The organism is Ruegeria sp. CK1 (assembly GCF_056536545.1).
This window is the reverse complement of sequence record NZ_JBQFPX010000001.1, coordinates 1,220,888-1,244,370: the sequence shown is the minus strand read 5'-3', so window position 1 is coordinate 1,244,370 and position 23,483 is coordinate 1,220,888. Positions and strand designations below refer to the sequence as shown.

Below are 23,483 nucleotides of genomic sequence, written 5' to 3'. Positions count from 1 at the left end.
GTAAGCTCCAGTTATCATCATTTGGGACCATGCCACTCAATAGGGCAAATCTCAGCCGATTTACCGCCAAAATCCCACACGCGGCCATAATCGCGCACCTTGGACTTGGTACCCCGCGCGACGATGATGTCCGGTCCCATCCAGTATTTAGAATTCGATACCATTACGGGATGCTCTGGGTCTTTGCCCGCCAGCATCTCGATCTCACCCTGAATCTTACGGCCAATCGCGATACGGCGCTTATTGCCGTCTCGCTCGATCTGAACCGGAGCGCGTTCGGCACCGATGATTTCGCTCACCAGCATTGTGAACAGGCCGGTGGTGCCGCCCGCCTGCCCGCTGAAAATTTGCAGCAGGCCATTGTAAGCTTTGCCGCTGGCGCGCTCGTCCACATAGGCCGCGACTTTCCACTGGCCTTCGCCCATGCGCCCAGGAATATCCACCAGAAGGCCAATGTTCAGCCCTGACAGGTTCTCGCCCTCATAGTGGCCTTCGTCGATGATGACGCCCATCCACGCGTGGCAATGTCCTTCGGTCGGAGGATGCGCACCCAGCGACACAACGCAGGGACAGAATACATCACACGAACAGTTCAGGATCAGTTCTCCCTTTATTGCCCAATCTGTCGGGCTCATTTCGCGCCGCTTGGGATTTGGCATACGGCTGTCGATGCGCTGGCTGATTGGAAGTCTATCAGCCTCGGGTTTTCTATTTTTAGCCATATACTTATCCTCCGAAAGTAAAGGGGTAGATCATTAGGATGATCCCCCCTGCAATCAACAAAAATCCCATCGGCCGCGTCACTGCGTGACCTATCTGAGGCAGTTTTTCGAGAACCATGAACAGCGTCGCAAGGCCCATCCAAAGCAGGCTCATGACACCGCCAACGAAGCCAAGCGCCATGAAACCCCAACAGCAGCCAACGCAGAACGCGCCAAGCCCCAGCCCCATGCGCAACCCGCCAATGAACCCGGTTTTCCAGTGACCAAGAAAAAAGGTCATGGGCGCGTGACACACGCCGTGGCAGACCTCTTTTGCGCGCGTGAACTGAAAGGCTCCTACCGCGATCATCAGTCCCCCAGCGAAAAGCCCGGATTTCGCGATCCCCAGCATGTCAATAACGCCGCCAAAAAGTAGACCGAGTTGAACTCCGGTGATCAGTGCCGCGAAGCCCACCCAGACGATGAAGTACCCAGCCAACACACCGATCCACCCTGCCCGCGTGCCGTTTGCACTGCGGATCAAGTCTTCGTAACTGCGAAGGGTTGGAACGAGGGTTGGCAACATCATCGCCGCCATCATGATTGCCCACATCACAAACAGCGGACCGAACTCAGCCATTGGCATATACATGTCCATGCTGGGGTCCATTGCGGCCATCGCCTGGCCCATTGGTCCCGGGCGGCCGATCCAATCCAGATCCATGTCTCGGCTCATGGTGAACATCATCCACCATGCCCACAGGATCAGGATGTAAAACCCCAGCCACAATCCGCTGCGTAGAACTGCGCGACTCACGTGTCCCTCCCGACTCGGTCCTTGCTTTTCAAATGTCAGACTTTTAAATGTCAGACAAATAATTTTTTCAGGCGACCCCGAAATATGAAAATCGATCCTAAGAAACCTGCCGATTTGTCCGCGCAGATCGCACAGGCCATTCGAAACGCAATAATCTCAGGCGAGTTGATCGTAGATGAGCGTTTGCCCTCAGAGGCCGAGCTGGCTGATCAGTTTCAGGTGTCCCGGCCCACAGTGCGCGAGGCACTGAAACGCCTGGCTGCGCAATCGCTTATCCGAACGCAGCGCGGCGCCAGCGGAGGAGCGTTCGTAAACCGCATCAGTTTCGAAGACGCCTATGCGCAACAGGTCACGACCTCGACCCTGTTATTGTCAATGAATGCGGTCAGTTTCGATACTGCGTGCGAGGCCCGTTTTGCCCTTGAGCGAGCCTGCGCGCCCTTGTCAGCACAGCGAAGGACCGCCGATCAGCTTGCTACCATGCGGGCCGAGATATTTCGCCAAGGGCAACCCGGCCTAACGGATGAAGCTTTTTGTGCATCGGACGTCGCGTTTCACCGCGCTTTGGTTGACGGTGCCGGCAACCCGGTTTTGTCTTATCAACTGGCCGGTGCCGTTGAGGCCATGCAACCTTTGATGAATATGATTACCTTTACTGCCCGTTCCCGCGAAGAAATCATTGCCCTGCACAACCAGATCGCCGATGCGTTAGAAACCCGCGACAAGGTCAAAGTAGACGCGACTCTGGTTGAGCTTGAAGGCTACACGCGTAAGCTGGCGCAAGACGTGGCGCAACAGCGCCGCAAACCCGCGTGATGAGGACAGAATGACAGCTGCGTTGAACGTAATCGCCGCCCTTTTAACCATCGGATTTGGCTTATTCGGATTCATGGCACCGTCCTTCACCGCTGCGTCCCTGGATCTCGCCCCCACAGACAGCAATATGGGTCTAAGCGAGATGCGTGCTTCGGTGGGCGGTCTGTTCGTAGTTACCGGCATTGCGGTGCTTTGGCTGAACAATCCAATGGCTTATGCCATGTTGGGTGTCGTCTATTCCGGAGCAGCCCTTGGCCGGTTTGTATCAGTTCTTGTGGACAACCCTCCGATGGCCAAGGCGATAACGTTCGGAGGAATCGAACTTGCCCTCGCACTGTGGCTGATCCTCGCGAACTTCAATAGGGCGGCGTAAGTAACTGTTTTTTAATGTGGCGAAGTCATGAAATCCTGGTTTGCATCCGCGCCCCGGCTCCCCTATATAGGTTGTGTCCTTCGGGACTATGGACATAAACGCGCTCGTAATAAGCGGATCGGACCCGGGGGCGGTACCCGGCGGCTCCACCAACCATCCTTCGTTTGGGGATTTTGGGGCCGAAACAGGATCGACGAACGTCTAAAGGGGTTAGCTTTGTCTCGGCTGTCTGCCACCGTTACCGGCGAAAATAGTACAATTGCAAACGACAATCGTGCTCCGGTTGCAGTTGCTGCGTAAGCAGTAACAAGACCGAAACTTAAGCCCTTGCGCCTAGCCGCGTAAGGCGGGGTTCGCAGGTGCCTGGCAACAGAAACCTGCACTTTCCCAATAATGTCTGCGGTTTAACCCTGGTCTTGTTCACGTTCAGAGTTTTTTCACCCTTTCGTTTCATGCTGACCCTGACTGCAAAAGGAGAGCCGGCATGTCGCATGCAGATGTCGTCAAAGGATGGTATTCTGAGGTTTGGGAAAACGGGAACCTTGACGCCATTGATCAATTTTTTTCAGCGGACACATTGGCCGAAGGTCTGATACCCGAAATGCAGGTCGGAGCAGACGATTTCCGCGATCTGGTCACGGCCTTTCGACATGTCCTTGGTGATATCAAGGTTGAACTCCCAATGATCATTGAAGACGGTGATTGGGTATCGGCGATCCTGCATCTCAGCACCACGCGAGCTGATAATGGTGCTCCCCTCAAAGCCACTGGCAGCGTTTTTGCACGGATAAAGGAGGGCCGCATGGTTGAAGCTTACAACCAATTTGATTTCATTTCATTGTTCGAACAACTGGGGCAATTTCCGCAAGACACCCTGCCCGTTTGCATGACAGGCCAGCGCCTGGACTGGGCCTGACAAGGTCACAGCAATCTTGACCCATCTAGTTCTTGGCCGTAAGCAAAGCATATGGGGTAAGATTGCGAACGCCCCGTGAGGCGCCAGCCCAAGTTTCGCATGTATCCGCTCAAATCAGGAGACATGCTATGCCTGCGCCCAATTCAATAACTCCAAAACAATTGATGCGTTTAATAGGAACGCCTCAAGCGCCGGTATTAATCGACATATGCTTGGATGTGGATTTTGAAGCCGATCCTTTTTTGATCCCAGGTTCGGTTCGTCACCCCGCCCAAGATATTGATGGCATCACCGATCGTATCGGCGAGAGGTCCGCAGTCATCATTTGCCAGAAGGGTAAGAAACTTAGCCAAGGTGTGGTGTCGTGGCTGCGCAGCAACGGGTGTGAGGCTGAATATCTAGAAGGCGGGATGTTTGGCTGGCGGGATACGTCCGGCGCACCCAGGGTTCCAGCCTCTGCCGTGCCAATGCGCAGTGATGGCCGGTCGGTCTGGGTCACACGCCACCGCCCCAAGATAGACCGGATCGCGTGCCCGTGGTTGATCCGGCGTTTTGTAGACCCAGACGCGCAGTTTTTATTCGTTTCCCCGTCCGAGGTTCAAGCGACCGCCGCAGCCTTTGATGGTACTCCTTTTGATGTTGAGGACGCATTTTGGTCGCACAGGGACGATCACTGTACGTTTGATACAATGCTGGACGAATTTCAGCTGCACACACCTGCTCTGGACCGACTTGCGATGGTTGTTCGGGCTGCTGACACTAATCGCCATGATCTCGCCCCCGAAGCTGCCGGGCTGCTTGCTGTTTCAGTTGGCCTTTCACGGCAATTTCGCGACGATCACCAGAACCTTGAAGCGGGATTTTGCCTGTACGATGCACTGTACCGTTGGGCTCGGGACGGGTTCGACGAACAACACGACTGGCCCATGGACCGAAACGCATGACACCCTCAATTTCGGAGCTTGCTCGTGTTTTTGGTCGCATCGGCATTCTCTCGTTCGGAGGACCTGCGGCTCAGATTTCATTAATGCATCAGGAACTTGTCGAACGGCGCCCTTGGCTGGACGAACAAACTTATCTGCGGGCACTTTCGCTGTGCATGCTTCTGCCTGGCCCCGAGGCAATGCAGCTGGCGACATATGCTGGCTGGCGATTGCGAGGCGTCACAGGAGGTTTGATCGCGGGCGCCCTCTTCGTATTACCCGGAGCCTTCATTATCGCAGTATTGGTTGGCCTTTATGCTTTGTACGGTAACCTTCCAATTGTGCAGGCCGGGTTTTTGGGGGTTAAGGCCACAGTGATTGTCATAGTCCTGCAGGCTCTTAGAAACCTGGCACGCAAGGCACCAATGGACGTGAATCATCGGGCTATTGCCGCACTGGGTTTTATAGCGATATTTGCGTTTAACCTTCCCTTTCCTTTGATCATTCTGGTTGCGGCAATCTGGGGCTATGTCACTTTTGAAGGTAAAGCCACGCCTACGAACACTCAGATCGCCCCCAAAGTTACCGAAACACTACGAACTGCTATATTATGGACCATTTTGTGGTTGGGTCCGTTACTGCTGCTTACCATGTCAGGGCAAGAATTGCTGAGCGATCTAGGTTGGTTCTTCGCCCGCTTGGCAGTCGTCACCTTTGGTGGTGCCTACGCGGTGCTGGCCTACATGACTCAGACTGTCGTCGACCAGTATCATTGGATCAGCACGAACCAGATGATCGATGCACTTGGACTGGCAGAAACGACGCCGGGGCCATTAATTCTGGTGACACAGTTTGTAGCAATGCTTACCGGACACGTCAGCGGCGGGACCTCACTGGCAGTCGCTGCTGGATTGGTGGCACTATGGGCCACGTTCGTTCCGTGTTTTCTATGGATCTTTCTGGCGGCTCCCTACCTAGATCAGTTGGCGGCCCGCCCGAAACTTTCAGCCGCATTGCATGGAATAACTGCCGCCGTGGTCGGTGTGATTCTCAACTTGTCAGTTTGGTTCAGCCTAAACGTCCTGTTTGACGAAGTCCCCGAATACCCATGGGGACCGATGACCATACCCTTGCCTGTTCCAACCAGTCTAAATCCGACGGCATTGGGTCTGACATTGTTAGCGGGGCTATTGATTTTTAAGTTTAAATTTGGGATGGCGACCACACTAATCGTAATGGCTGCGGTTGGAACAGGAATACATCTTCTTTAAACAATCCTCACATACCCGGTCTTTCGTTTCCGCCGAAATCGCTTATGCTGAGGACAGCCACTTTTGAGGATTACATATGTCGCAAGACATCGATTACGGGAACCTGATGCACACGGCAATGCGCGGTCTGATCAAGACCGTCCTGACCAGTGTTTCCGAAGCCGGCCTGCCGGGCTCTCATCATTTCTTTATCACTTTCGATACACGGCAAGACGGGGTCGAACTGGCTGATTGGTTGCGCGATCGTTACCCCGAAGAAATGACGATTGTAATGCAGCATTGGTTCGAAAACCTTGAAGTTGGTGATAACGGCTTTGCGATTACTTTGAACTTTGGCGATGCGCCCGAGCCTCTCTATATTCCTTACGCAGCGATAAAAACCTTCGTTGATCCGTCGGTAGAGTTTGGGTTGCGCTTTGAAAGCCCAGAGGATGAGGAAGAGTTTGAGCCCATCGATGAAGACTCAATCGAAGTAGAAGAAGAACAGGATCAACAAGACGCAGAAGTTGTGTCTTTGGACAGCTTCCGAAAGTAACGCACCTTGAAATAGGCTGCGTTACTGTTTTTTGAGAAACGTCTCGACAGATCGAGATTTGACACCGTTCCGGAAGCGGGAAAACGAAAGATCCAAGCCGCCTTCGGTCAGCGTCCGATCAAACTGTTGTAGTTCGTAATCTCCGGTTTCTCCTATAAACAGCGAAAACACCGTTAAAGTGTCGCCTTCGATCCGCCCCCAAACAAAAGGCTCGCCTTGCATCGGATCTAGTGGGACTTCATGCCCGAACACATTGCGCTTCATTGCGGCAGAAAACACGCCGGATCTATTCGACTCTTTAAAATCTATCGAGAACTTTTGCTCTTTGACGCGGCCATCCGCTTTGTAAGTTGTTGTCGTCCAGCTGACGTTGAATCCATCCCTCAGATTCTCAATAGAAACACTCATGTCTCGTGGCGTTTCGGTTCCGTCATCGTCAACGACATTTGCCGATCCGACGTAGTTACCAACAAACGGATCAATTGCTGCGGCATGGGCCGCAAGGCTGGCCGCCATCACCCAAACCAGTAAACCCATCGAAAAAGCGATGGTTTTCAGGTGATAAGTTCGAAACAATGTGCCCACCTGAACCTCCGAGTTATTTATCGTATTATTGTAGCTCAGCCGCACGCATGCACAATGTGTTTTGCTCAGAAAATTCATCGACCCTTCTACCTATACCTCTGGCGGCCTTAAGTTTATGTTGCGCGCAACTGGCCGATTGCACCCAAGCTTTGCAGCGGGTAAACGGCATGCAAATGTATACACAACGGAGTGACAGATGTCTCAAACCCGTACCGAATCCGACAGCTTTGGCCCGTTGGAAGTTCCCGCAGACAAATACTGGGGGGCCCAAACACAGCGTTCGATTATGAACTTCCCTATCGGTTGGGAAAAACAGCCCGTCGCTATTGTGCGCGCGCTGGGTGTAATTAAAAAAGCTTGCGCTATGGAAAATAAGGCCATCGGCAAGCTTGATGCAAAGATCGCTGATGCCGTAATCCAAGCCGCAGGCGAGGTCATAGAAGGCAAGTTCGACGACAACTTCCCTCTGGTCGTTTGGCAGACCGGCTCTGGTACGCAATCGAACATGAACTCGAACGAAGTTATAGCCAATCGCGCGATTGAGATTCTGGGCGGTGTGATCGGTTCGAAAGAACCCGTGCACCCGAACGACCACTGTAATATGGGTCAGTCTTCAAACGACACGTTCCCGACGGCCATGCATATCGCCACTGCAATGAGTGTGCGTGATGTCTTGATGCCAGGGCTCGAGAAGTTCGCCACGGCGCTTGAAGACAAGGCGAAAGAATTCGCTGGGATCATAAAAATTGGTCGGACCCACACGCAGGACGCAACTCCGCTGACTTTGGAACAAGAATTTGGAGGCTACGCGCATCAGATTCGTCAAGGTATCGCCCGAGTCGAAGCTTGCATGCCCGGAATCTACGAATTGGCGCAAGGCGGTACCGCTGTTGGTACCGGTCTCAACACTCATAATGGCTGGGACGAAGCGGTGGCAGAGAATATGGCAGAGATAACCGGCCTGCCCTTCGTTACGGCACCGAACAAGTTCGAAGCGCTGGCCGCGCATGACGCAATGGTCTTCCTATCCGGTGCTTTGGCGACGATTGCGGGCTCTTGCTATAAGATTGCAAACGACATCCGTTTGCTGGGCTCTGGGCCTCGTTCGGGCTTAGGTGAATTGATCCTGCCGGAAAACGAGCCGGGCTCGTCGATCATGCCCGGTAAGGTCAACCCGACGCAGGCAGAAGCCTTAACACAAGTGGCAGCTCATGTGATTGGCAATGATGCAGCGATGAAATTCGCTGGCTCGCAGGGCCACTTTCAATTGAACGTGTACAATCCGATGATGTCGTACAACCTGCTGCAGTCTATCCAACTGCTGGGCGACGCAACCGATAGCTTTACAGAGCGGATGCTAGTCGGAATCAAGGCCAATGAGCCGCGCATCGACAAGTTGATGAAAGAATCACTGATGCTGGTGACGGCGCTAGCCCCGACTATTGGCTATGACAACGCCACCAAGGTCGCAAAAACGGCCCACAAGAACGGTACCACCCTCAAAGAAGAGGCGATTGCACTGGGTTTTGTGGACGAAGAGACCTTTGACGCGGTCGTCCGTCCCGAACATATGATCGGTCCAAAAGACTGATGGGTAAGCCGGTCAATCTGAACCGGTACAGAAAACAAAAAGCGCGGGCTGAGAAAAAAGCCCGTGCTGATCAAAACGCTGTAAAGTTTGGGCGAAGCAAGATCGAAAAGGTCGAGACCAAGTTCGAACAGGACAAGCAGCGCCGCGATCTCGACAATCGCGAGTTGGATGAATGAGTGGACGTCCGATCAAACGTTCACTGACCTTGAAAGGGCACCGAACTTCGGTTTCTCTTGAAGATGAGTTCTGGCAAGCTTTTCGCGATATAGCCAAAGAAAAAAATATACCTATCAACGCTTTGGCCGCTGAAATTGACGTTGAACGCGATCCCGAGATTGGCCTGGCGTCGACCATTCGCGTTTTCGTTTTGAATTGGTATAGAACCTGACAGGCTCCCCTTGCTTTTCACATGTAACAGCGACTAAGTTGAGTGAGAACAAAAAGGGTACATTGATGAGCCAAACAGTTACCGGCCCAGACGGCCAACCCCGTTGCGCGTGGTGCCAATCAGCGCCTGAGTTCTTTGAATATCACGACAATGAATGGGGCTATCCTGTTGGCGACGATCAACGCCTGTTTGAAAAGCTGTGTCTTGAGAGCTTTCAGTCCGGACTCAGCTGGCGAACAATTTTGTCCAAGCGTGAGAATTTTCGGAAAGCGTTTAAACAATTTGATTTCAATGCTGTAGCAGCATTTGATGAAACTGATGTTGAAAGCCTGCTGCAAGACGCGGGTATCATACGTCATCGTGGAAAAATCGAAGCGGTCATAAATAATGCCCGCCGCGCGCAAGAGCTTGTGGCCGCCGAAGGGTCATTAGCTGCTTATGTCTGGCGATACGAAGCAGACAGCCCCCCCGCACCGCAAACCGCATCTACATCGGAAGAGTCTATCGCGATGTCGAAGGATTTGAAGAAACGCGGATGGAAGTTCGTCGGACCCACCACGGTGTTTGCGTTCATGCAGGCCATGGGATTGGTGAATGATCACGCCATAGGCTGCTCTAAGCGCGAAAAAGCGGCGCAGTTGCGCCGCAATTTTATCAAACCAGTGTAGCCGCTCTTAAACCGAGGCGGTGAAGATCTTGTTGATATTGCCACCAAGGGCCGCGTTGAATTCGGCGTCCGATTGTTGCTTGGACAGACCTTCGGTCAATGCGCGCGAGAATGACGCGATCATCTTGTCGTTCTGGTTCAGCAGATCGCAGGCTTGCTCGGTCGAATAGCCACCCGACAACGCCACGACGCGCAAAACGCGTGGGTGATCTGCAACTTCATCAAACAGATTTTCCTTAGAGGGCAGCGTCAGCTTCAACATAATCTCCTGCCCTTCGTCCAATTGGTCGAGGTTTTTCAAGATTTCCGCTTTCAGGATATCTTCAGCCTCGGCTTTGTTGGCAGAGTTGATGTTTACTTCCGGTTCCACAATCGGAACCATACCCGCCGCGACAACTTCGCGGGCTACGTCGAATTGCTGCGCAACTACGGCGGCGATGCCCTCAGCGTTAGCCTCATGAATTACCGAGCGTTCCTTGGTTCCAAAAACGCCGTCGGCCTTGGCCAGGGTCTCAGCCAGACCGGGGATCGGTTTCATCATCTGAACGCCATTGGCTTGCTCTTCCAAGCCTTTGTCGATCTTCAGGAAAGGCACGATGCCTTTCTGCGACCAAAGGTAATCCGCAACTTTGCGGCCTTCGATTTCTTCGCCCAGCGTGCGTTCGAACAGGATGGCACCGATAACTTTGTCCTTGGTGAAGTCGTCAGCCAAAATGATGCGCGCGCGCATCTTCTGAATTTCGCCGAACATCTCTTCGTCCGAGTTGTAATCTGACGCCTCTACTCCATAGAGAGCCAGCGCCTTGGGGGTCGACCCGCCACTTTGATCCAGGGCTGCAATGAAACCCGCGCCGTTGGACATCTGTTCGCGCTGTTCTGCTTTGGACATAAGATTTTCCTGTTCAACAATGATTCCGCTTTTTTAATTCGCATACAGCAAGGCGGCGGACGATGGTAGTTTGTTAGCGCTCAACCACACGCAACCAAATTCCATCTTTGGAGCGCACCGTCAAATGCGCGACCGGAACGGGTGTTTGGCCCCTGATCAATTCAAACCGGTAGTTCCGCAGTAGCATGGACAACAGTAATGGTCCTTCGACCATTGCGAACCCGGCGCCACTGCATACACGTGGACCTGTGGAAAAAGGAATGTAAGCGTCGCGCTGGCAGGCTTTACCGTTTTCGGTGGCCCAACGTGTAGGGTCAAAATCGTCGGGATGATCCCAGAGACGCTCGTGGCGGTGCAAATGCCAGGGGCTGATGACAATCTGCGATCCTTTTGACACGTCTCTATTTCGGAAATGTTCAGGACAAGTCGCTTCTCGCACCATCATTGGCACCGGAGGGTAGAGACGCAGAGATTCTCTGAACACATCGCGACTGAGTTTTAGTCTGGACATCACGCTAAAGCTTGGATCCTCCAAAACCTCCGCCTCGGCACTGAGTTTCTCCTGCCAATCGGGGTAAAGCGCCATTAGGTACAGCGACCATGCCAGTGCAGACGCGCTGGTCTCATGTCCTGCAAGGAAGAAGATAGCGACCTGATCCACCATTTCCTGTGTGTCAAAGCAGTGCCCGGTTTCTGGATCAGGCGTGGTCATGATTTTTGTGGCAAGATCGTCCGGTGCCGTGCCAGCTTTGATCAAATCCGCGCGTTCTGCAGTCAAACGCGCAATCAATTTTCGGATATCCCGCGCATTCCGTCGCGTACTGCGCGCGTGCAAACGCGGAATCCAATGGGGCAACGGAATAAATGCGGCTAGGTTCAAAAGCGGTTGTTGACGCTGATAAGCCCGAAACTTGTCAAATACCTGCGCTGCCACTTCGTGTTCAATCGGCACAGAAAAAAGTGTCCTAAAAATTACATCAGCCGCGGCATGGCTGGTGAGCTCTTCACACTCAATTACCTGACCACCCTGCCCTCTCAGTCGCGAAACACTGGCATTGGCTGCATCCAGCATGGCCGGGAATGTATCCTTCAAACGCCCACCTTCAAAAGCTGGGTCAATGATCCGGCGCTGGCGTTTCCAAGCGTTTCCATTGGTCAGAAAAACCGAGTCTCCTAACAGCGGACGCAACCCCTCACTGATACGGCTGGACTTCGGGAAGTCGTCAGAGCGACTCTTCAGTACGGTGTCCACCAAATCTGGCTGGTTGATCATGTAGGACCGGAAGAAAGGGGTGCGAAATTCGGCCATCCAAGCGCGATAGAGACGGTGCGGTTGCGCTGACAACACGTCCTTTCGAAACAGTTTAAGGTAACGCCATAGCGATACTTGTTCGGGCCTAGGGGTGGGTTTGGGTGGCCTCATGGGCGCACCGATCTAAATTTTGAAACTGGAGTTTCGATGCGCGATTTGGATGGTTTTCGTCCGGCAAATCTCTGCCCCAAGGTCAATGGCCCTGCAGTTATGCGGAAATAGTCATAGACACCGGGACGATCAAATGCGCACAGATACTGAAAATGGAGCCGAAAAAAACGCCATCGCAGTTTTTTCCAGCGCTTAGCAGACATGGTTTGAGTAAAGGCCGCCGACAATACCAGCGGCCACCGTTTCTGGTCAGTCGCGATACCGCTGACAGCGACAGGATCGCACAGGGCAAAAGCACATCCATCGCCGGGCGCTGACACATCGACCCAAGTCAAATCGTTCTGCGTCGACAAAAAAAGAAGGTCGGAACGCAGATCTAAAGCCTCTGGCAGAAAGGACACCATAGGCACCACCTGCCCTAAAGTCAGAAAAGAAAGCTTTGGGCCGATATGGGAAAGCTTTTTCGTCCTAAGCATATCAGCAAGTGCAATCACCCCAAGATGCGCACCAGAGGAATGTCCAACGACCAAAACCTCATCAACGTCGCTTTCGACAGCTTGTCGGATATGACCCGTGAAATCGGAAAGACGCTGTTCCAATCGGGCGGGGACTGCCCCCTTGGATTGCGCCGTGTATGCGTAATCATGCATTAGGTAGTAGGCAAAAAGACGGTTGTCGATTTTACGGAACCAAAGCAGCAGCGCATAGGCAACAGCACTTGCCGGAACTATCCCGAACCATCCAACAATGTCCCATAGAAATGTCGTCAAACCCCAAACAACAACGAGCGCCATTGCGAGTTGAGCAATCAACATTCCCACAGGATACAAAGCCGCGATAACTGGCCCTTTTCGAAGACGCATCAGGCGCCAAAGCGCTCCGGATTCGATGTAAACCCATGCTGTTCGCAGCAACTGTAGATAGGTCGCGGGGATCGAAGTCGACATGCTGTCTCGCACGATATCCGACCAGACTAGGACCCTAAAATCAGCCTCAACTTCGGTGCCGTCCTGATGTGATCGGACATGCCATCCGAAAAGCCCTTGGTCTGCATTTCGAGAAATAGCTATCTCGTAACCCGATATGTCAGCTTGTGCCCGACCTTCTTTCCGATACAGCTCGCGGTAGCGACGCGGGTGTATCGGGTCATAACCGGGAATGTAGAATACCTGACGCTTGCGCACTTGCCGCTGTTTTGTTTGACTGCTCATCGACTTACCTTCTGCGGCGTAGGTTAGCGCAGGCTTGGCTCCAAGGTAAGCAAGATCAGCAGGTCACCCAAAGTTGGCCAGTACAGGAAATGCCTCTAGAAGCCACCAGCTGAACTCGGTGAATAGGCCGGTGATCAACATGATGCCGACAAAAAGCAGCAAACCGCCCATTACCTTCTCGATCGTTCCCATATGAGGCTTGATCCGGTTCATCACTGACATCGATCGATTCAGGAAAACCGCCGCAAGCAGGAACGGAATCCCCAGACCTGCTGCGTACACGCCCAGTAACAGGGTTCCCCTTGCGACAGAAGCTTCTGACGCGGCAAGTGACAGGATCGCGCCCAACTGTGGGCCGATGCAGGGCGTCCATCCAAAAGCAAACGCAAGCCCCAAGATATATGCGCCAAAAACCGAGCCGCCTGAATCACCGGTTTCGATTCGAGCTTCACGATCGAGGAATGGAATGCGTATGACGTTCAGGAAATGCAGGCCAAAAATAATAACCACCGCACCCGAGATTTTAGCGAATAGCACCTGGTTCTGAAGTACGAATACCCCAAATGCCGATGCCGTGAAGCCCAACAACAGGAATACGGTCGACAAGCCCAACACAAAGAACAGTGCAGACAACGTTGCCTTGCGCCTCGCATGCGCCTCGTCCTGCATCTCGTTGATAGACACGCCGCTCATATACGCCAGATACGGCGGAACGATAGGAAGAACGCAAGGCGACAAAAAGCTTATCAGCCCGCCCAGCATCGCGATGAACATAGCGGGTAGAAGGCCCGCGTCGATGATATCAATTCCGAACATAAATCAGCACATATGGTATCACATCGTAAACGTCACGGGGCCAATCGGTCACATCCCCGTGCTTGGGTGCTGGACAGCAGCTGAAAGTGGAAATATCTGAGTTTTATGTCAAACCCCACTGAAACGCTCGACGCACTGGGCCTATTGTGCCCACTGCCTGTCCTTAAAGCCAGAAAACGTCTTAAATCCATGCCTGCGGGGGCCATTCTACGTGTTTTGGCTGATGATCCTGCAGCCATAATCGATGTACCGCATTTCTGTTCTGAAAGCGGAAACCAGCTGTTGTCGCAAGAAGACACGGATGGTCACCAAGTCTATCTCATCCAAAAAGCAGGCTGAGCCGGCAACTCTAACGAATCAAAAAAGCGGGTTTTAAACCCGCCTTTCTTTTTTACTGCCCTAAAGACCACCATCCACGCCGCTTAGGCTTTGCGGGTTCAGTAGGTTTTTCGGGTTCTTCGGCGACAACTTCCAAGACAGGTTCGGGCTCTTCCTGTTCCGCCTCGGGTTCTGCTTGAACAATCTCTTCTGAAACCTCTTCGACGACCGTCTCGGTCACAGCTACTACTTCTTCGTCAACAGGCTCGGAAACCTCGACTTCTTCTGGCGCAGTAGCCTCGTTAGCAACTGGGTCAGCTGTTTCAGGTTCAGAGGGCTCGTCACCTGTCACTTTTGCCGACTCAGCAGTTGTTTCTTCAACCGCTACAGTATCTTCAACCTGCTCCACAACTTCTGCCTCAACGGCAGTTTCCTCTGTGGCGTCAACAGCTTCTGCGTCTTTCTTTTTGCGACGCGGCGCCCGGCGCCGTTTGGGTTTCTCTGCCTTTTCTGCTTCTTCGGCGCCCTCGCCCTCAGGTTCAGGAGTGGTTTCAGCAGCCTCTTCAGAGGTGGTTTCACCTTCCTCTGAATTAGCCTCGGGCGTGTCACTTCCACCGTTGTTCTTCTTGCGACGACGGCGGCGACGCTTGCGCTTGGGCTTGGTCTCTTCTTCGGTCTGAATCGCTTCTTCTTCAGCGACTTCATCCTCGTCAGCGTCAACCAGATCCATCAAAGATGCGTCGACAGATACGACCGGAGCACTCGCTTCGGGCACTATCCGGCTAGCGGTCTTGAACTTTTCCATCGAAAAGTCGGGGCTAACCAAATGTACGTCACCTTCAATCCGAACCGAAAGACCATAGCGCGCCTCGATCTGGGCAATATGCTCACGTTTCTGGTTCATCAAGAAGTTGGAAATGCTCACCGGGCAACGTACCAAAACCTCGCGTGAGCGGCGGCGCGTGCCTTCTTCTTCGATTTGACGAAGGATTGTCAGCGCCATGTTGTCGTCCGAGCGGATCAGACCGGTGCCATGGCAGGACGGGCACGGCTGCGTAGTTGCCTCGAGCATACCAGGGCGCAGGCGCTGTCGGCTCATCTCCATCAGACCAAATCCAGAGATCCGACCAACTTGGATGCGCGCGCGATCCGTCTTTAGTTTTTCCTTCAGGCGCTTTTCGACGGCCGAGTTGTTCTTGCGCTCGTCCATATCGATAAAGTCGATGACGATCAGACCCGCCAAATCACGCAGACGCAACTGGCGCGCCACTTCCTCGGCAGCCTCAAGGTTGGTTTTCAGCGCGGTTTCTTCAATCGAACCTTCTTTGGTCGCTCTACCTGAGTTTACGTCGATCGCCACCAGCGCTTCGGTTACGCCGATGACGATATACCCGCCGGATTTCAGTTGCACCGTCGGGTTGAACATACCTGTCAGGTAGCTTTCGACCTGATATCGCGCGAACAAAGGCAGCGCATCTTCATACCGTTTCACGTTCTTGGCGTGGGACGGCATGATCATCTTCATGAAGTCCTTGGCGATGCGATAACCGCCCTCGCCCTCAACCAGAACCTCGTCGATATCGCGGTTATAGAGATCGCGGATCGAGCGTTTGATCAGGTCGCCTTCTTCATAAATTTTCGCGGGGGCGATGGATTTCAGCGTCAGTTCGCGAATCTGCTCCCACATACGTTGCAGGTATTCATAGTCTCGTTTGATCTCGGACTTGGTGCGCTTTGCACCTGCGGTCCGGATGATCAGGCCTGCGCCGGTTGGCACGTCAATCTCGGCGGCGATTTCCTTAAGCTTTTTACGATCCGGAGCATTGGTGATTTTACGGCTGATCCCGCCACCGCGCGCCGTGTTGGGCATCAAGACGCAATAACGTCCTGCCAGCGAAAGGTATGTTGTCAGAGCAGCGCCCTTGTTGCCGCGTTCTTCTTTTACGACCTGCACCAGTAGAACCTGGCGCACCTTGATAACTTCTTGAATTTTGTAACGACGCGGGCGCGGTTTGCGCGGCGGACGAATGTCTTCGCTGTCATCCTCTTCGGCGACGGATTCGATGCTGTCATCCTTCGCCGCAGCATCCGACGGTGAATCCTCTTCAACCTCGCCACTCTCATCAGCAGCGCCTTTGGCTTCATCGGCCGCAGTTACATCTTCAGAAGGTGCCTCTTCTTCGCTGTCAGAAGCTTCTGCAGTATCCTCTGCCTCTGCTTCTGCCTCGGCAACGGTTTCGGCAGATTCGTCCTCCGCCTCGACTTCGTCATCCGCAGGTTCTTCCGTTGCAGTTTCTGTTTCTTCAGCGGCTTCGGTTATATTCTCTTCCGCCTTCGGTGCAGCTTCCTCTTCTACTGCGTCATCAGGCTCGACGGCAGTCGCCTCTGTATCATCTGGAGCATCGGCGTCGTCGTTAGGTTCTTCAACCGGCGTCTCTGCAACACGTTCCATCGGAGAGGTGCCTTCAGGGACCGACATATCGGCGCCCTCTTCACCTTCATCCAGATCAATCGTTTCCATACCGGTTGGCTCAGATGAGACCTCGATGGATTCAACAACGTCATCCGATTTCACGTCCGCCGCTTTTGTCCGAGACCGCGAACGGCGCTTTTTCGGCTTTGACTCTTCCGCGTCATCCCGGGCTTTCATCGCCTCGGCATAAGCGCGCTCTTCTTCCATAAGCGCTTCGCGGTCAGCGACCGGTATCTGGTAGTAGTCAGGATGAATTTCCGAAAACGCTAAGAAACCATGCCGGTTCCCACCGTAATCAACAAAAGCCGCCTGAAGAGACGGCTCAACCCGTGTTACTTTTGCAAGATAGATGTTGCCAGCAAGCTGGCGTTTGTTTTCGGATTCAAAATCGAATTCCTCGACCTTGTTTCCGTCGACCACCACGACGCGAGTTTCCTCTGCGTGGGTGGCATCGATAAGCATTTTCTTAGCCATGTGTCCTTGGTGCACCGCGCCAAACGCGTTGTCCTTACCCGTCCGGGGGGACAGGCGCTTTTGGGGTGGTGTCTTGTCAGGGCGATTTCGGACGGCGCGCGGCAGGGTCTGGCGCTGTGGCCCCCTGCCCGTATGTTCACTCGTTGCGCGCGCGTCATCGCGGTTCTTCTCCGACAGGCGCGTTGCGTCGCAGCCTGCCCATTTATTCCTTTCGCCCGTATTGAAGGGCTCAGGCGTTCAACTGCCCCCTTGAGGGGCATAATCGGTCTGCCGTGCCACGTGGGGAATATCACCATCCGCGTCAGAGCAGCGAAACTCAAAGATTCGGGACTTTAAGGCAAAAAAGGCCGGACCCGTTTCGACACCATAAAGGCAGTCCTGTGGAAAAGACAATGGGCAAACTGCATCCCGATGCCGCTGTGACGGCAGGGATTTCTTCATCTGGCTCAAATATCCTAGCTCAGTGAATTGGCCCAGAAGGCCAAGTGAGGGGGTCACCCCCCCCTCCCAGGCGTTTACAAGTAGTCCGAACGCTGCAGGCTATACTTCGCCATCTTTTCGTTTAGCGTTCGCCGCGGCAGGCAAAGTTCTTCCATCACAGAAGCGATGGAACCCTTGTGGCGCCTCATTGTATTGTCGATAAGCATCCGCTCAAAAGCTTCGACATATTCTTTGAGCGGCTTGCCTTCCGTTGTCATAACGGGTTGCATTTCTTCATGATCAGACATCAGAAGCGAGGCAATCGTTCCAGACCCACGCCGTGATTGCAGCACCGCACGTTCGGCGATGTTGATCAGCTGACGTACATTGCCCGGCCACGGAGCCTGCAACAATTGCGCAGCTTCCTGGGCGCTAACTTGAGGCGCGTCGCAACCATATTCCTCGGCAAACTGCTCACTGAGACGGGTAAACAGTGTCAGAATGTCCTCTCCGCGTTGGCGCAGCGGCGGCATGGTGATCCGAAGGGCGGCCAATCGATAGAATAGGTCTGGGCGCAGGACGTCTTCGCTGGTTTTACCGGCTTCCTGCAGGTTCGATATCGCAACGATCCGTGTTTCGGCCGGTGTGCCCTGATCGTTCATGACGCTCAGAAGACGTGCCTGAAGCGTGTCGCTTAGCGCCTCAACATCTTCCAGCACCAGTGTGCCGCCACGTGCCTCTTCGATCGCTGGCAGTTGTGCATCTTCGGGCATCATTGGACCAAACAGACGTTTCGACAACGCCTCTTCTTCCAGCGCTGCGCAGGACACGAGGACGAATTTCTTACCCGCTCGGCTACCTACCGCGTGCAGAGCATGTGCCACCAGAGTCTTGCCGGTTCCAGTTTCGCCGTCGATCAGAACATGACCGTCAGCTTGCCCCAGATCCAGAATGTCCTCACGCAAACGCTCCATCACCGGGCTGGCACCGATCAGCTTGTTCATGATCTGAGTACCACCGGACAGCTCACGCCGAAGCGCACGGTTGTCCAGAGTCAAACGACGCGCATTGCTGGCGCGTTTAGCCAATTCGGACATACGATCTGGATTGAAAGGTTTCTCAAGGAAATCGAAGGCACCCACGCGCATCGCTTCGACTGCCATCGGTACATCACCGTGACCGGTAATCATGATAACCGGCAAAGTGCTATCAGCCCCCATCAGCTTTTTAAGTAGCTGAATGCCGTCCATGCCGGGCATCTTGATGTCCGAGATGACAATGCCGGGATAATCCGGCCCCAGCACTTTCAGCGCATCTTCGGCGCTGGAAAAGGTTTCGGTGTCGTATCCAGACAGCGCCAACCATTGACTGATCGATTGGCGCATGTCCTGTTCGTCATCGACAATGGCGATTTTCATGGCCTGTGCCATAGTACTTCCTCGTTATTCAGCGGCCTCAAGGCCGTCGCTTCCCAGTATCGGCAGTTTCATTTCAAACACCGCGCCACCTTGCTGGCTGTTTCGCGCGGTCAACCGACCTCCATGGTCGTTTACGATACCTGAAGAGATGGCAAGCCCCAAACCGACCCCATCTCCGGGCTGCTTAGTCGTATAGAATGGTTCAAACAGGTTCTCGATATTTTCGATGCCATGACCGTTGTCCCGCACAGTTAGCACCGCCGTATCGCCCGCCGCCAGAATGATTTCGACGTCCGGCTCTGATACTGATTTGGTGGCGTCCAGTGCATTCCGCAAGAGGTTCACCATCACCTGTTCAATGCGCATCCTGTCCCCCATTACTATAACAGGTTCTTCGGGCAGAATTTGCGTGATCTTAACATGCCGCTGACGCAGCTGCGGTTCCATCATTGACAGGCTGGAAGCCAGCGCTTCCCCAAGGTTTACAGGGGAAAACGCGTCCGCACCCTTGCGTGCGTAGGACTTAAGCTGCCGTGTAATTGCACCCATCCGTTCAATCAAACCGTCGATGCGACCAAAGCTGGCTAAGGCCTCCTCGGGGCGGTTCCTGCGCAACAGCAAGCGCGCCCCTGCCAGATAGGTTTTCATTGCAGCCAGTGGTTGATTCAACTCGTGACTGACAGCGGCTGACATCTCTCCCAAAGCCGCCAGTTTCGAGCTTTGCGCCAGTGTTTGCTCAGCAACTTCCAGTGTCTTTTCAACCCGTTCGCGTTCAGCGATTTCCCGCTGTAGCCTTGTGTTCAATGCGCGAAGCTCTGCCGACTCGCGTTGGAACAACGTCATCCGGAAAGTCGCCCGGCGGCTGAGTGCATAGAAAGCCAACGCGAGTAGAATCGCAAAGCCCATGATCTCAAGCGCGAGAACACTGTTCACCTTCTCTCGGATTGAGGCATAGGTGGTGAAAGATGTCATCTTCCAACCGCGGAACGGAATACGGGTATCCAGCCGCATCACCGCCTCACCCTGCAGATAAGCATCTGGCGGCAACGCGGTCCAATCTGTCGTCGCACGGATCGCGCGCTGAATTGCACCGGCAGGCGGCTGGCGCAGCATAGCTTCGTTTTCTTCCAGCCCGCGCCACTGCGGTTCAGTCGACAGGATTATTGTTCCGGTACTGTCAGAAACCATCACGGCATCAGAGATTCCTGCCCACGCCAGTTCAAACTTGTGCAGGTCAACCTCAACCAAGATAACGCCCAGAATTTCGGCATTGGCCTCCATACGGCGCGAGTAAACAAAGCTGTAGCCGCCGGATTCCTTTGGAATCACAGTGAAAATTGTGGCGTTCGAGCGTACGGCATCGATGAAGTATGGTGAACTTCGATGCGCCTCACCCAATCGGTTGCGATCTGTTGATGCGACCGTGCGCCCGTCCCCATCCAACAACATCAAAGAAGCAGCGCCAATCTCTTCAACGAAGGAAATCAGGCGCTGTGTTGACAGTGAATAGTCACTGGACTGAAGCGCTGACAACAACGTGGGATCACGCGACAGAAGCTGTGGCACAATCGCATTTCTGCGAAGTTCACTAAGCAGGTTCCCGGAATACAGTGCCAAACGCAGCTCGGCACGGTTTTTCGTGGATTCCGTGAACCGGTCTGTCAGCAAACGGTTCGTTATCCAGACCGTGGCGGCCGCCGCAACCAACAGAGCCATGACGGCGAAACGCAGGCGCCACCCAAGGGGCGCACCACGAAATGGTTTCGTCAGAACAGACCAAGTAGAGCGAACATCAGAACTCATCCCGGGAAATTACGCGGGGAATGTTTCAACCTCAAGTCACGCGGGCGCGAGTACCCCGGACAATGCGCGGAACAATGCCGTCCCGTCGGTTCCACCGTGACCCATATCCGCCGCCCGCTCGGGGTGCGGCATCATCCCCAGAACTCTGCGGTTTTCAGACAGAATACCGGCAATGTCACCGACTGAGCCGTTGGGATTCTCGGTATAGGTGAACGCGATCCGGTCTTGATCACGAAGTGCAGACATCGTTGCGTCGTCAGCAAAGTAATTTCCGTCGTGGTGCGCAATCGGAATTCCAATAACATCGCCTGCGTTGTAGCCCTGCGTAAAGGCGCTATCGCTGGTTTCCACCTTAAGGCCGACAGTTTTGCAGATGTACTTCAATCCGGCATTGCGCAGCAACGCGCCCGGAAGGATGCCGGTTTCGGTTAAGATCTGGAAACCATTGCAGATTCCGACGGCGTACCCGCCCCGATCAGTATGCTCGACAACGGCCTTGCAAATTGGAGATTGCGCGGCGATGGCGCCACAGCGCAGGTAGTCGCCATACGAAAAACCACCAGGGACGCCCACAATGTCGATGCCTTCAGGCAGCGCGGCGTCTTTGTGCCATACCATGTCGACCTGAAATCCCGCTTGTTCGAAAGCAACGGCAAGGTCTCGGTCGCAGTTCGACCCAGGGAAAACGATGACAGCTGCGCGCATGGCGGGCCCTCCAGGAATAAATTCAGACCAGTTCGATTTCGTAACGTTCGATGACCGTATTGGCCAAAAGCTTTTCGCACATCTCGGTGATGTCCGCCTCGGTCGCGCCTTCTGCCAGTTCGAGATCGATAACCTTGCCCTGACGCACGCCTTCGACCTGATCGAAACCCATGGCGCCCAATGCGTGCCGCACGGCCTCACCTTGAGGGTCGAGGACCCCGTTCTTCAGCATCACATGCACCCGTGCTTTCATTCCTGCAACTCCAGCTGAGGGCTCAGCTTCCTGGCCCGTTCCGTTGCGCGGGGGATAACGTGGTTACCCGCCTTGGACAACCCTTCTTGAACCACAGTTTTCCTCGCTTATCCGCCACCGCCCGAAGTTAAGCCGGGATAGCGCGCATCAATCGCATCGAACGCGCCTGTGAAAACCATTTCGACGGCGACCGCCACAAGGACTATTCCCATAACACGCGTCAAAACATCGAGAACTGTAGGGCCCAGAAATCGCGATATTGGAACTGCAAACAGCAATCCCAGGCCAATTAGGCCACATGCGATCAATATAGCCGAACCGAGCGTCACGATCTCAGCGCCATCCGACAACTGGTGTGCAAATACAATAGTCGTTGCAATGGTTGCAGGTCCAAAGATCAACGGTATCGCCAACGGCACCACCGCTATGTTGCTCTTTTTTTTATGGCCCTCCTCGGCAGCCTGCTGATCGCCCGGTGATCTGCCCGAGGTGTTCAGCATCGCCATTCCCAGGCTAAGAATAATCAACCCACCGGCAACGCGAAATGACGGAACATCAATGCCGAAGATTGCCAAAATCTCTTCTCCGACCAAGACGACAATCAGAGAAAATGCAACCACGGCACCCGTGACGGTTAAAGCGACACGTTTTCGTTCCGAGGGCGTGTAGCCATCGGTCATGCTCAGAAAAACCGGTATTCCGTATAGCGGGCTGAAAATGGCCAGCAAGGCGGCGAGGTATTTAAGAAAAACGGCGTGATTAAAAAGGTCGGCCATCTCGGGTGTCACCTCGCTCAAAGTCTCGCCCGACAATGCGAGACAATCGGCCGATCTGTCAAACCTCCAATTTCAAAGAAAAAAACGCCACATCGTCCGATATGGCGCTTTTGTTCAATGTTTAAGCAATCCAGCAGATCAGTTGATCAGCGTCGGCTTGCTGACGTTGCTTTTCGGCAGAACGCCCAAGCGGCGCGCGACTTCGGAATAAGCGTCGGTCAGGTTGCCCAGATCCCGGCGAAACACGTCTTTGTCCAGTTTCTGACCGGTTTCGATATCCCACAAACGGCAGCTGTCCGGGCTGATCTCATCTGCGATGATCAGGCGTTGGTAATCGCCGTCGTATACCCGGCCGATTTCAATCTTGAAGTCCACCAGACGAATTCCAACGGCCAGCATCACGCCACTGAGGAAATCATTTACGCGCAACGCCAAGCTGAGAATGTCATCCATGTCTTGCTGACTAGCCCAGCCAAAGGCAGCGATGTGCTCTTCTGTCACCAAAGGATCACCTAGCGAGTCGTCTTTATAGCAATACTCGACGATTGGACGCGGCAGTTGCGTACCCTCAGCTATACCAAGACGTTTCGACATTGTACCAGCGGCGTAGTTGCGCACGATCACTTCCAAAGGCACGATCTCGCAACTGCGGACGAGTTGTTCGCGCATGTTCAAACGCCGGATGAAGTGCGTTGGTACGCCGATTTGCGTAAGACCGTTCATGAAAAACTCGCTCAGGCGGTTGTTCAATACGCCCTTGCCGTCGATTACGTCCTTTTTCTCGGCATTGAACGCTGTAGCGTCATCTTTGAAATACTGAACGATGGTGCCGGGTTCAGGGCCTTCATACAGGATCTTGGCCTTACCTTCGTAGATTTTCTTGCGACGCGCCATAAAGCGACCTTTCCACTATCATAAGAG

At 53.9% G+C, this 23,483-nt stretch carries 25 protein-coding genes and 1 other RNA gene; 12 read left to right on the top strand and 14 right to left on the bottom strand.

The genetic code is table 11. The features are described from left to right. Positions 1 to 17: 17 nt before the first annotated feature. Both ACR0L3_RS05985 and ACR0L3_RS05980 read right to left on the bottom strand, forming a co-directional pair. Complete coding sequence (locus ACR0L3_RS05985) at positions 18 to 722, bottom strand: DUF1326 domain-containing protein (protein WP_480744423.1); 705 nt, start codon at positions 720 to 722, stop codon at positions 18 to 20. A gap of 4 nt (positions 723 to 726) precedes the next feature. Continuing rightward, positions 727 to 1,518, bottom strand: coding sequence for a DUF2182 domain-containing protein (locus ACR0L3_RS05980; protein ID WP_480744422.1), 792 nt, complete (start codon positions 1,516 to 1,518; stop codon positions 727 to 729). A gap of 84 nt (positions 1,519 to 1,602) precedes the next feature. Here ACR0L3_RS05980 and ACR0L3_RS05975 point away from each other — a divergent pair, with 84 nt between their 5' ends. The 7 genes from ACR0L3_RS05975 to ACR0L3_RS05945 all read left to right on the top strand — a co-directional run bounded on the left by ACR0L3_RS05975 (position 1,603) and on the right by ACR0L3_RS05945 (position 6,352). Beyond that, positions 1,603 to 2,334 (top strand): FadR/GntR family transcriptional regulator, encoded by a 732-nt coding sequence (locus ACR0L3_RS05975; protein ID WP_480744420.1) that lies wholly within the window; start codon positions 1,603 to 1,605, stop codon positions 2,332 to 2,334. Between the two features lie 10 nt (positions 2,335 to 2,344). Beyond that, on the top strand, positions 2,345 to 2,707 hold the full coding sequence (locus ACR0L3_RS05970; protein WP_480744418.1) for a DUF4345 family protein: 363 nt from the start codon (positions 2,345 to 2,347) through the stop codon (positions 2,705 to 2,707). A gap of 36 nt (positions 2,708 to 2,743) precedes the next feature. Beyond that, positions 2,744 to 3,091: a transfer-messenger RNA gene (gene ssrA, locus ACR0L3_RS05965) on the top strand. Positions 3,092 to 3,191: 100 nt separating this feature from the next. Next, positions 3,192 to 3,623, top strand: coding sequence for an ester cyclase (locus ACR0L3_RS05960; RefSeq protein WP_480744416.1), 432 nt, complete (start codon positions 3,192 to 3,194; stop codon positions 3,621 to 3,623). 128 nt (positions 3,624 to 3,751) lie between these two features. Then, entirely contained in the window at positions 3,752 to 4,567 is an 816-nt protein-coding gene (locus ACR0L3_RS05955; protein ID WP_480744414.1) for a chromate resistance protein ChrB domain-containing protein, read from the top strand. Next, positions 4,564 to 5,817 (top strand): chromate efflux transporter, encoded by a 1,254-nt coding sequence (gene chrA, locus ACR0L3_RS05950; protein ID WP_480744412.1) that lies wholly within the window; start codon positions 4,564 to 4,566, stop codon positions 5,815 to 5,817. Before ACR0L3_RS05955 ends, chrA begins: the two co-directional genes overlap by 4 nt. A 76-nt stretch (positions 5,818 to 5,893) precedes the next feature. Continuing rightward, on the top strand, positions 5,894 to 6,352 hold the full coding sequence (locus ACR0L3_RS05945) for an SspB family protein (RefSeq protein WP_480744411.1): 459 nt from the start codon (positions 5,894 to 5,896) through the stop codon (positions 6,350 to 6,352). A 21-nt stretch (positions 6,353 to 6,373) separates the two neighbouring features. On the opposite strand, the gene ACR0L3_RS05940 is transcribed toward ACR0L3_RS05945, so the two are convergent. Beyond that, positions 6,374 to 6,889, bottom strand: a complete 516-nt coding sequence (locus ACR0L3_RS05940; protein WP_480744677.1) for a hypothetical protein — start codon at positions 6,887 to 6,889, stop codon at positions 6,374 to 6,376. A 244-nt stretch (positions 6,890 to 7,133) separates the two neighbouring features. Between ACR0L3_RS05940 and fumC the strand changes: the two genes are divergently transcribed. From fumC to ACR0L3_RS05920, 4 genes are all read left to right on the top strand, one after another. Then, positions 7,134 to 8,528, top strand: coding sequence for a class II fumarate hydratase (gene fumC / locus ACR0L3_RS05935; protein WP_480744409.1), 1,395 nt, complete (start codon positions 7,134 to 7,136; stop codon positions 8,526 to 8,528). After that, on the top strand, positions 8,528 to 8,704 hold the full coding sequence (locus ACR0L3_RS05930; RefSeq protein WP_480744407.1) for a DUF4169 family protein: 177 nt from the start codon (positions 8,528 to 8,530) through the stop codon (positions 8,702 to 8,704). The genes fumC and ACR0L3_RS05930 overlap by 1 nt, the downstream gene beginning before the upstream one ends. Further along, complete coding sequence (locus ACR0L3_RS05925; RefSeq protein ID WP_480744406.1) at positions 8,701 to 8,916, top strand: ribbon-helix-helix domain-containing protein; 216 nt, start codon at positions 8,701 to 8,703, stop codon at positions 8,914 to 8,916. Before ACR0L3_RS05930 ends, ACR0L3_RS05925 begins: the two co-directional genes overlap by 4 nt. 65 nt (positions 8,917 to 8,981) lie before the next feature. Then, positions 8,982 to 9,584, top strand: coding sequence for a DNA-3-methyladenine glycosylase I (locus ACR0L3_RS05920; RefSeq protein WP_480744405.1), 603 nt, complete (start codon positions 8,982 to 8,984; stop codon positions 9,582 to 9,584). Between the two features lie 6 nt (positions 9,585 to 9,590). Here the strand turns inward: ACR0L3_RS05920 and ACR0L3_RS05915 are convergent, their stop codons facing one another. The 4 genes from ACR0L3_RS05915 to ACR0L3_RS05900 form a co-directional block, all read right to left on the bottom strand. Beyond that, positions 9,591 to 10,472, bottom strand: coding sequence for a fructose bisphosphate aldolase (locus ACR0L3_RS05915; RefSeq protein ID WP_480744403.1), 882 nt, complete (start codon positions 10,470 to 10,472; stop codon positions 9,591 to 9,593). Positions 10,473 to 10,545: 73 nt separating this feature from the next. Then, positions 10,546 to 11,895, bottom strand: coding sequence for a cytochrome P450 (locus ACR0L3_RS05910; protein WP_480744402.1), 1,350 nt, complete (start codon positions 11,893 to 11,895; stop codon positions 10,546 to 10,548). Next, the gene (locus ACR0L3_RS05905; protein WP_480744401.1) at positions 11,892 to 13,106 is read right to left on the bottom strand and encodes a hypothetical protein; all 1,215 of its coding nucleotides are present in this window, start codon (positions 13,104 to 13,106) and stop codon (positions 11,892 to 11,894) included. The genes ACR0L3_RS05910 and ACR0L3_RS05905 overlap by 4 nt, the downstream gene beginning before the upstream one ends. Positions 13,107 to 13,169: 63 nt before the next feature. Beyond that, positions 13,170 to 13,922, bottom strand: coding sequence for a cytochrome c biogenesis CcdA family protein (locus ACR0L3_RS05900; protein ID WP_480744400.1), 753 nt, complete (start codon positions 13,920 to 13,922; stop codon positions 13,170 to 13,172). 105 nt (positions 13,923 to 14,027) lie between these two features. Between ACR0L3_RS05900 and ACR0L3_RS05895 the strand changes: the two genes are divergently transcribed. Beyond that, a complete protein-coding gene (locus ACR0L3_RS05895; protein WP_480744398.1) occupies positions 14,028 to 14,261 on the top strand; it encodes a sulfurtransferase TusA family protein in 234 nt (77 codons plus the stop codon). A gap of 52 nt (positions 14,262 to 14,313) precedes the next feature. Here the strand turns inward: ACR0L3_RS05895 and ACR0L3_RS05890 are convergent, their stop codons facing one another. The 7 genes from ACR0L3_RS05890 to purC all read right to left on the bottom strand — a co-directional run bounded on the left by ACR0L3_RS05890 (position 14,314) and on the right by purC (position 23,456). Then, a complete protein-coding gene (locus ACR0L3_RS05890; RefSeq protein WP_480744396.1) occupies positions 14,314 to 17,187 on the bottom strand; it encodes an Rne/Rng family ribonuclease in 2,874 nt (957 codons plus the stop codon). A gap of 515 nt (positions 17,188 to 17,702) precedes the next feature. Continuing rightward, entirely contained in the window at positions 17,703 to 19,037 is a 1,335-nt protein-coding gene (locus ACR0L3_RS05885) for a sigma-54-dependent transcriptional regulator (protein ID WP_170348615.1), read from the bottom strand. A gap of 12 nt (positions 19,038 to 19,049) precedes the next feature. Then, complete coding sequence (locus tag ACR0L3_RS05880; RefSeq protein ID WP_480744395.1) at positions 19,050 to 20,741, bottom strand: sensor histidine kinase; 1,692 nt, start codon at positions 20,739 to 20,741, stop codon at positions 19,050 to 19,052. Between the two features lie 123 nt (positions 20,742 to 20,864). Further along, positions 20,865 to 21,533: a phosphoribosylformylglycinamidine synthase subunit PurQ gene (gene purQ / locus ACR0L3_RS05875; protein WP_480744394.1), complete on the bottom strand. Its 669-nt coding sequence runs from the start codon at positions 21,531 to 21,533 to the stop codon at positions 20,865 to 20,867. Between the two features lie 22 nt (positions 21,534 to 21,555). After that, positions 21,556 to 21,786: a phosphoribosylformylglycinamidine synthase subunit PurS gene (gene purS, locus ACR0L3_RS05870; RefSeq protein ID WP_109311572.1), complete on the bottom strand. Its 231-nt coding sequence runs from the start codon at positions 21,784 to 21,786 to the stop codon at positions 21,556 to 21,558. Positions 21,787 to 21,893: 107 nt separating this feature from the next. Then, complete coding sequence (locus tag ACR0L3_RS05865) at positions 21,894 to 22,562, bottom strand: MarC family protein (protein ID WP_480744392.1); 669 nt, start codon at positions 22,560 to 22,562, stop codon at positions 21,894 to 21,896. A gap of 138 nt (positions 22,563 to 22,700) precedes the next feature. Beyond that, positions 22,701 to 23,456 (bottom strand): phosphoribosylaminoimidazolesuccinocarboxamide synthase, encoded by a 756-nt coding sequence (gene purC / locus ACR0L3_RS05860; protein WP_480744390.1) that lies wholly within the window; start codon positions 23,454 to 23,456, stop codon positions 22,701 to 22,703. Positions 23,457 to 23,483: the final 27 nt, after the last annotated feature.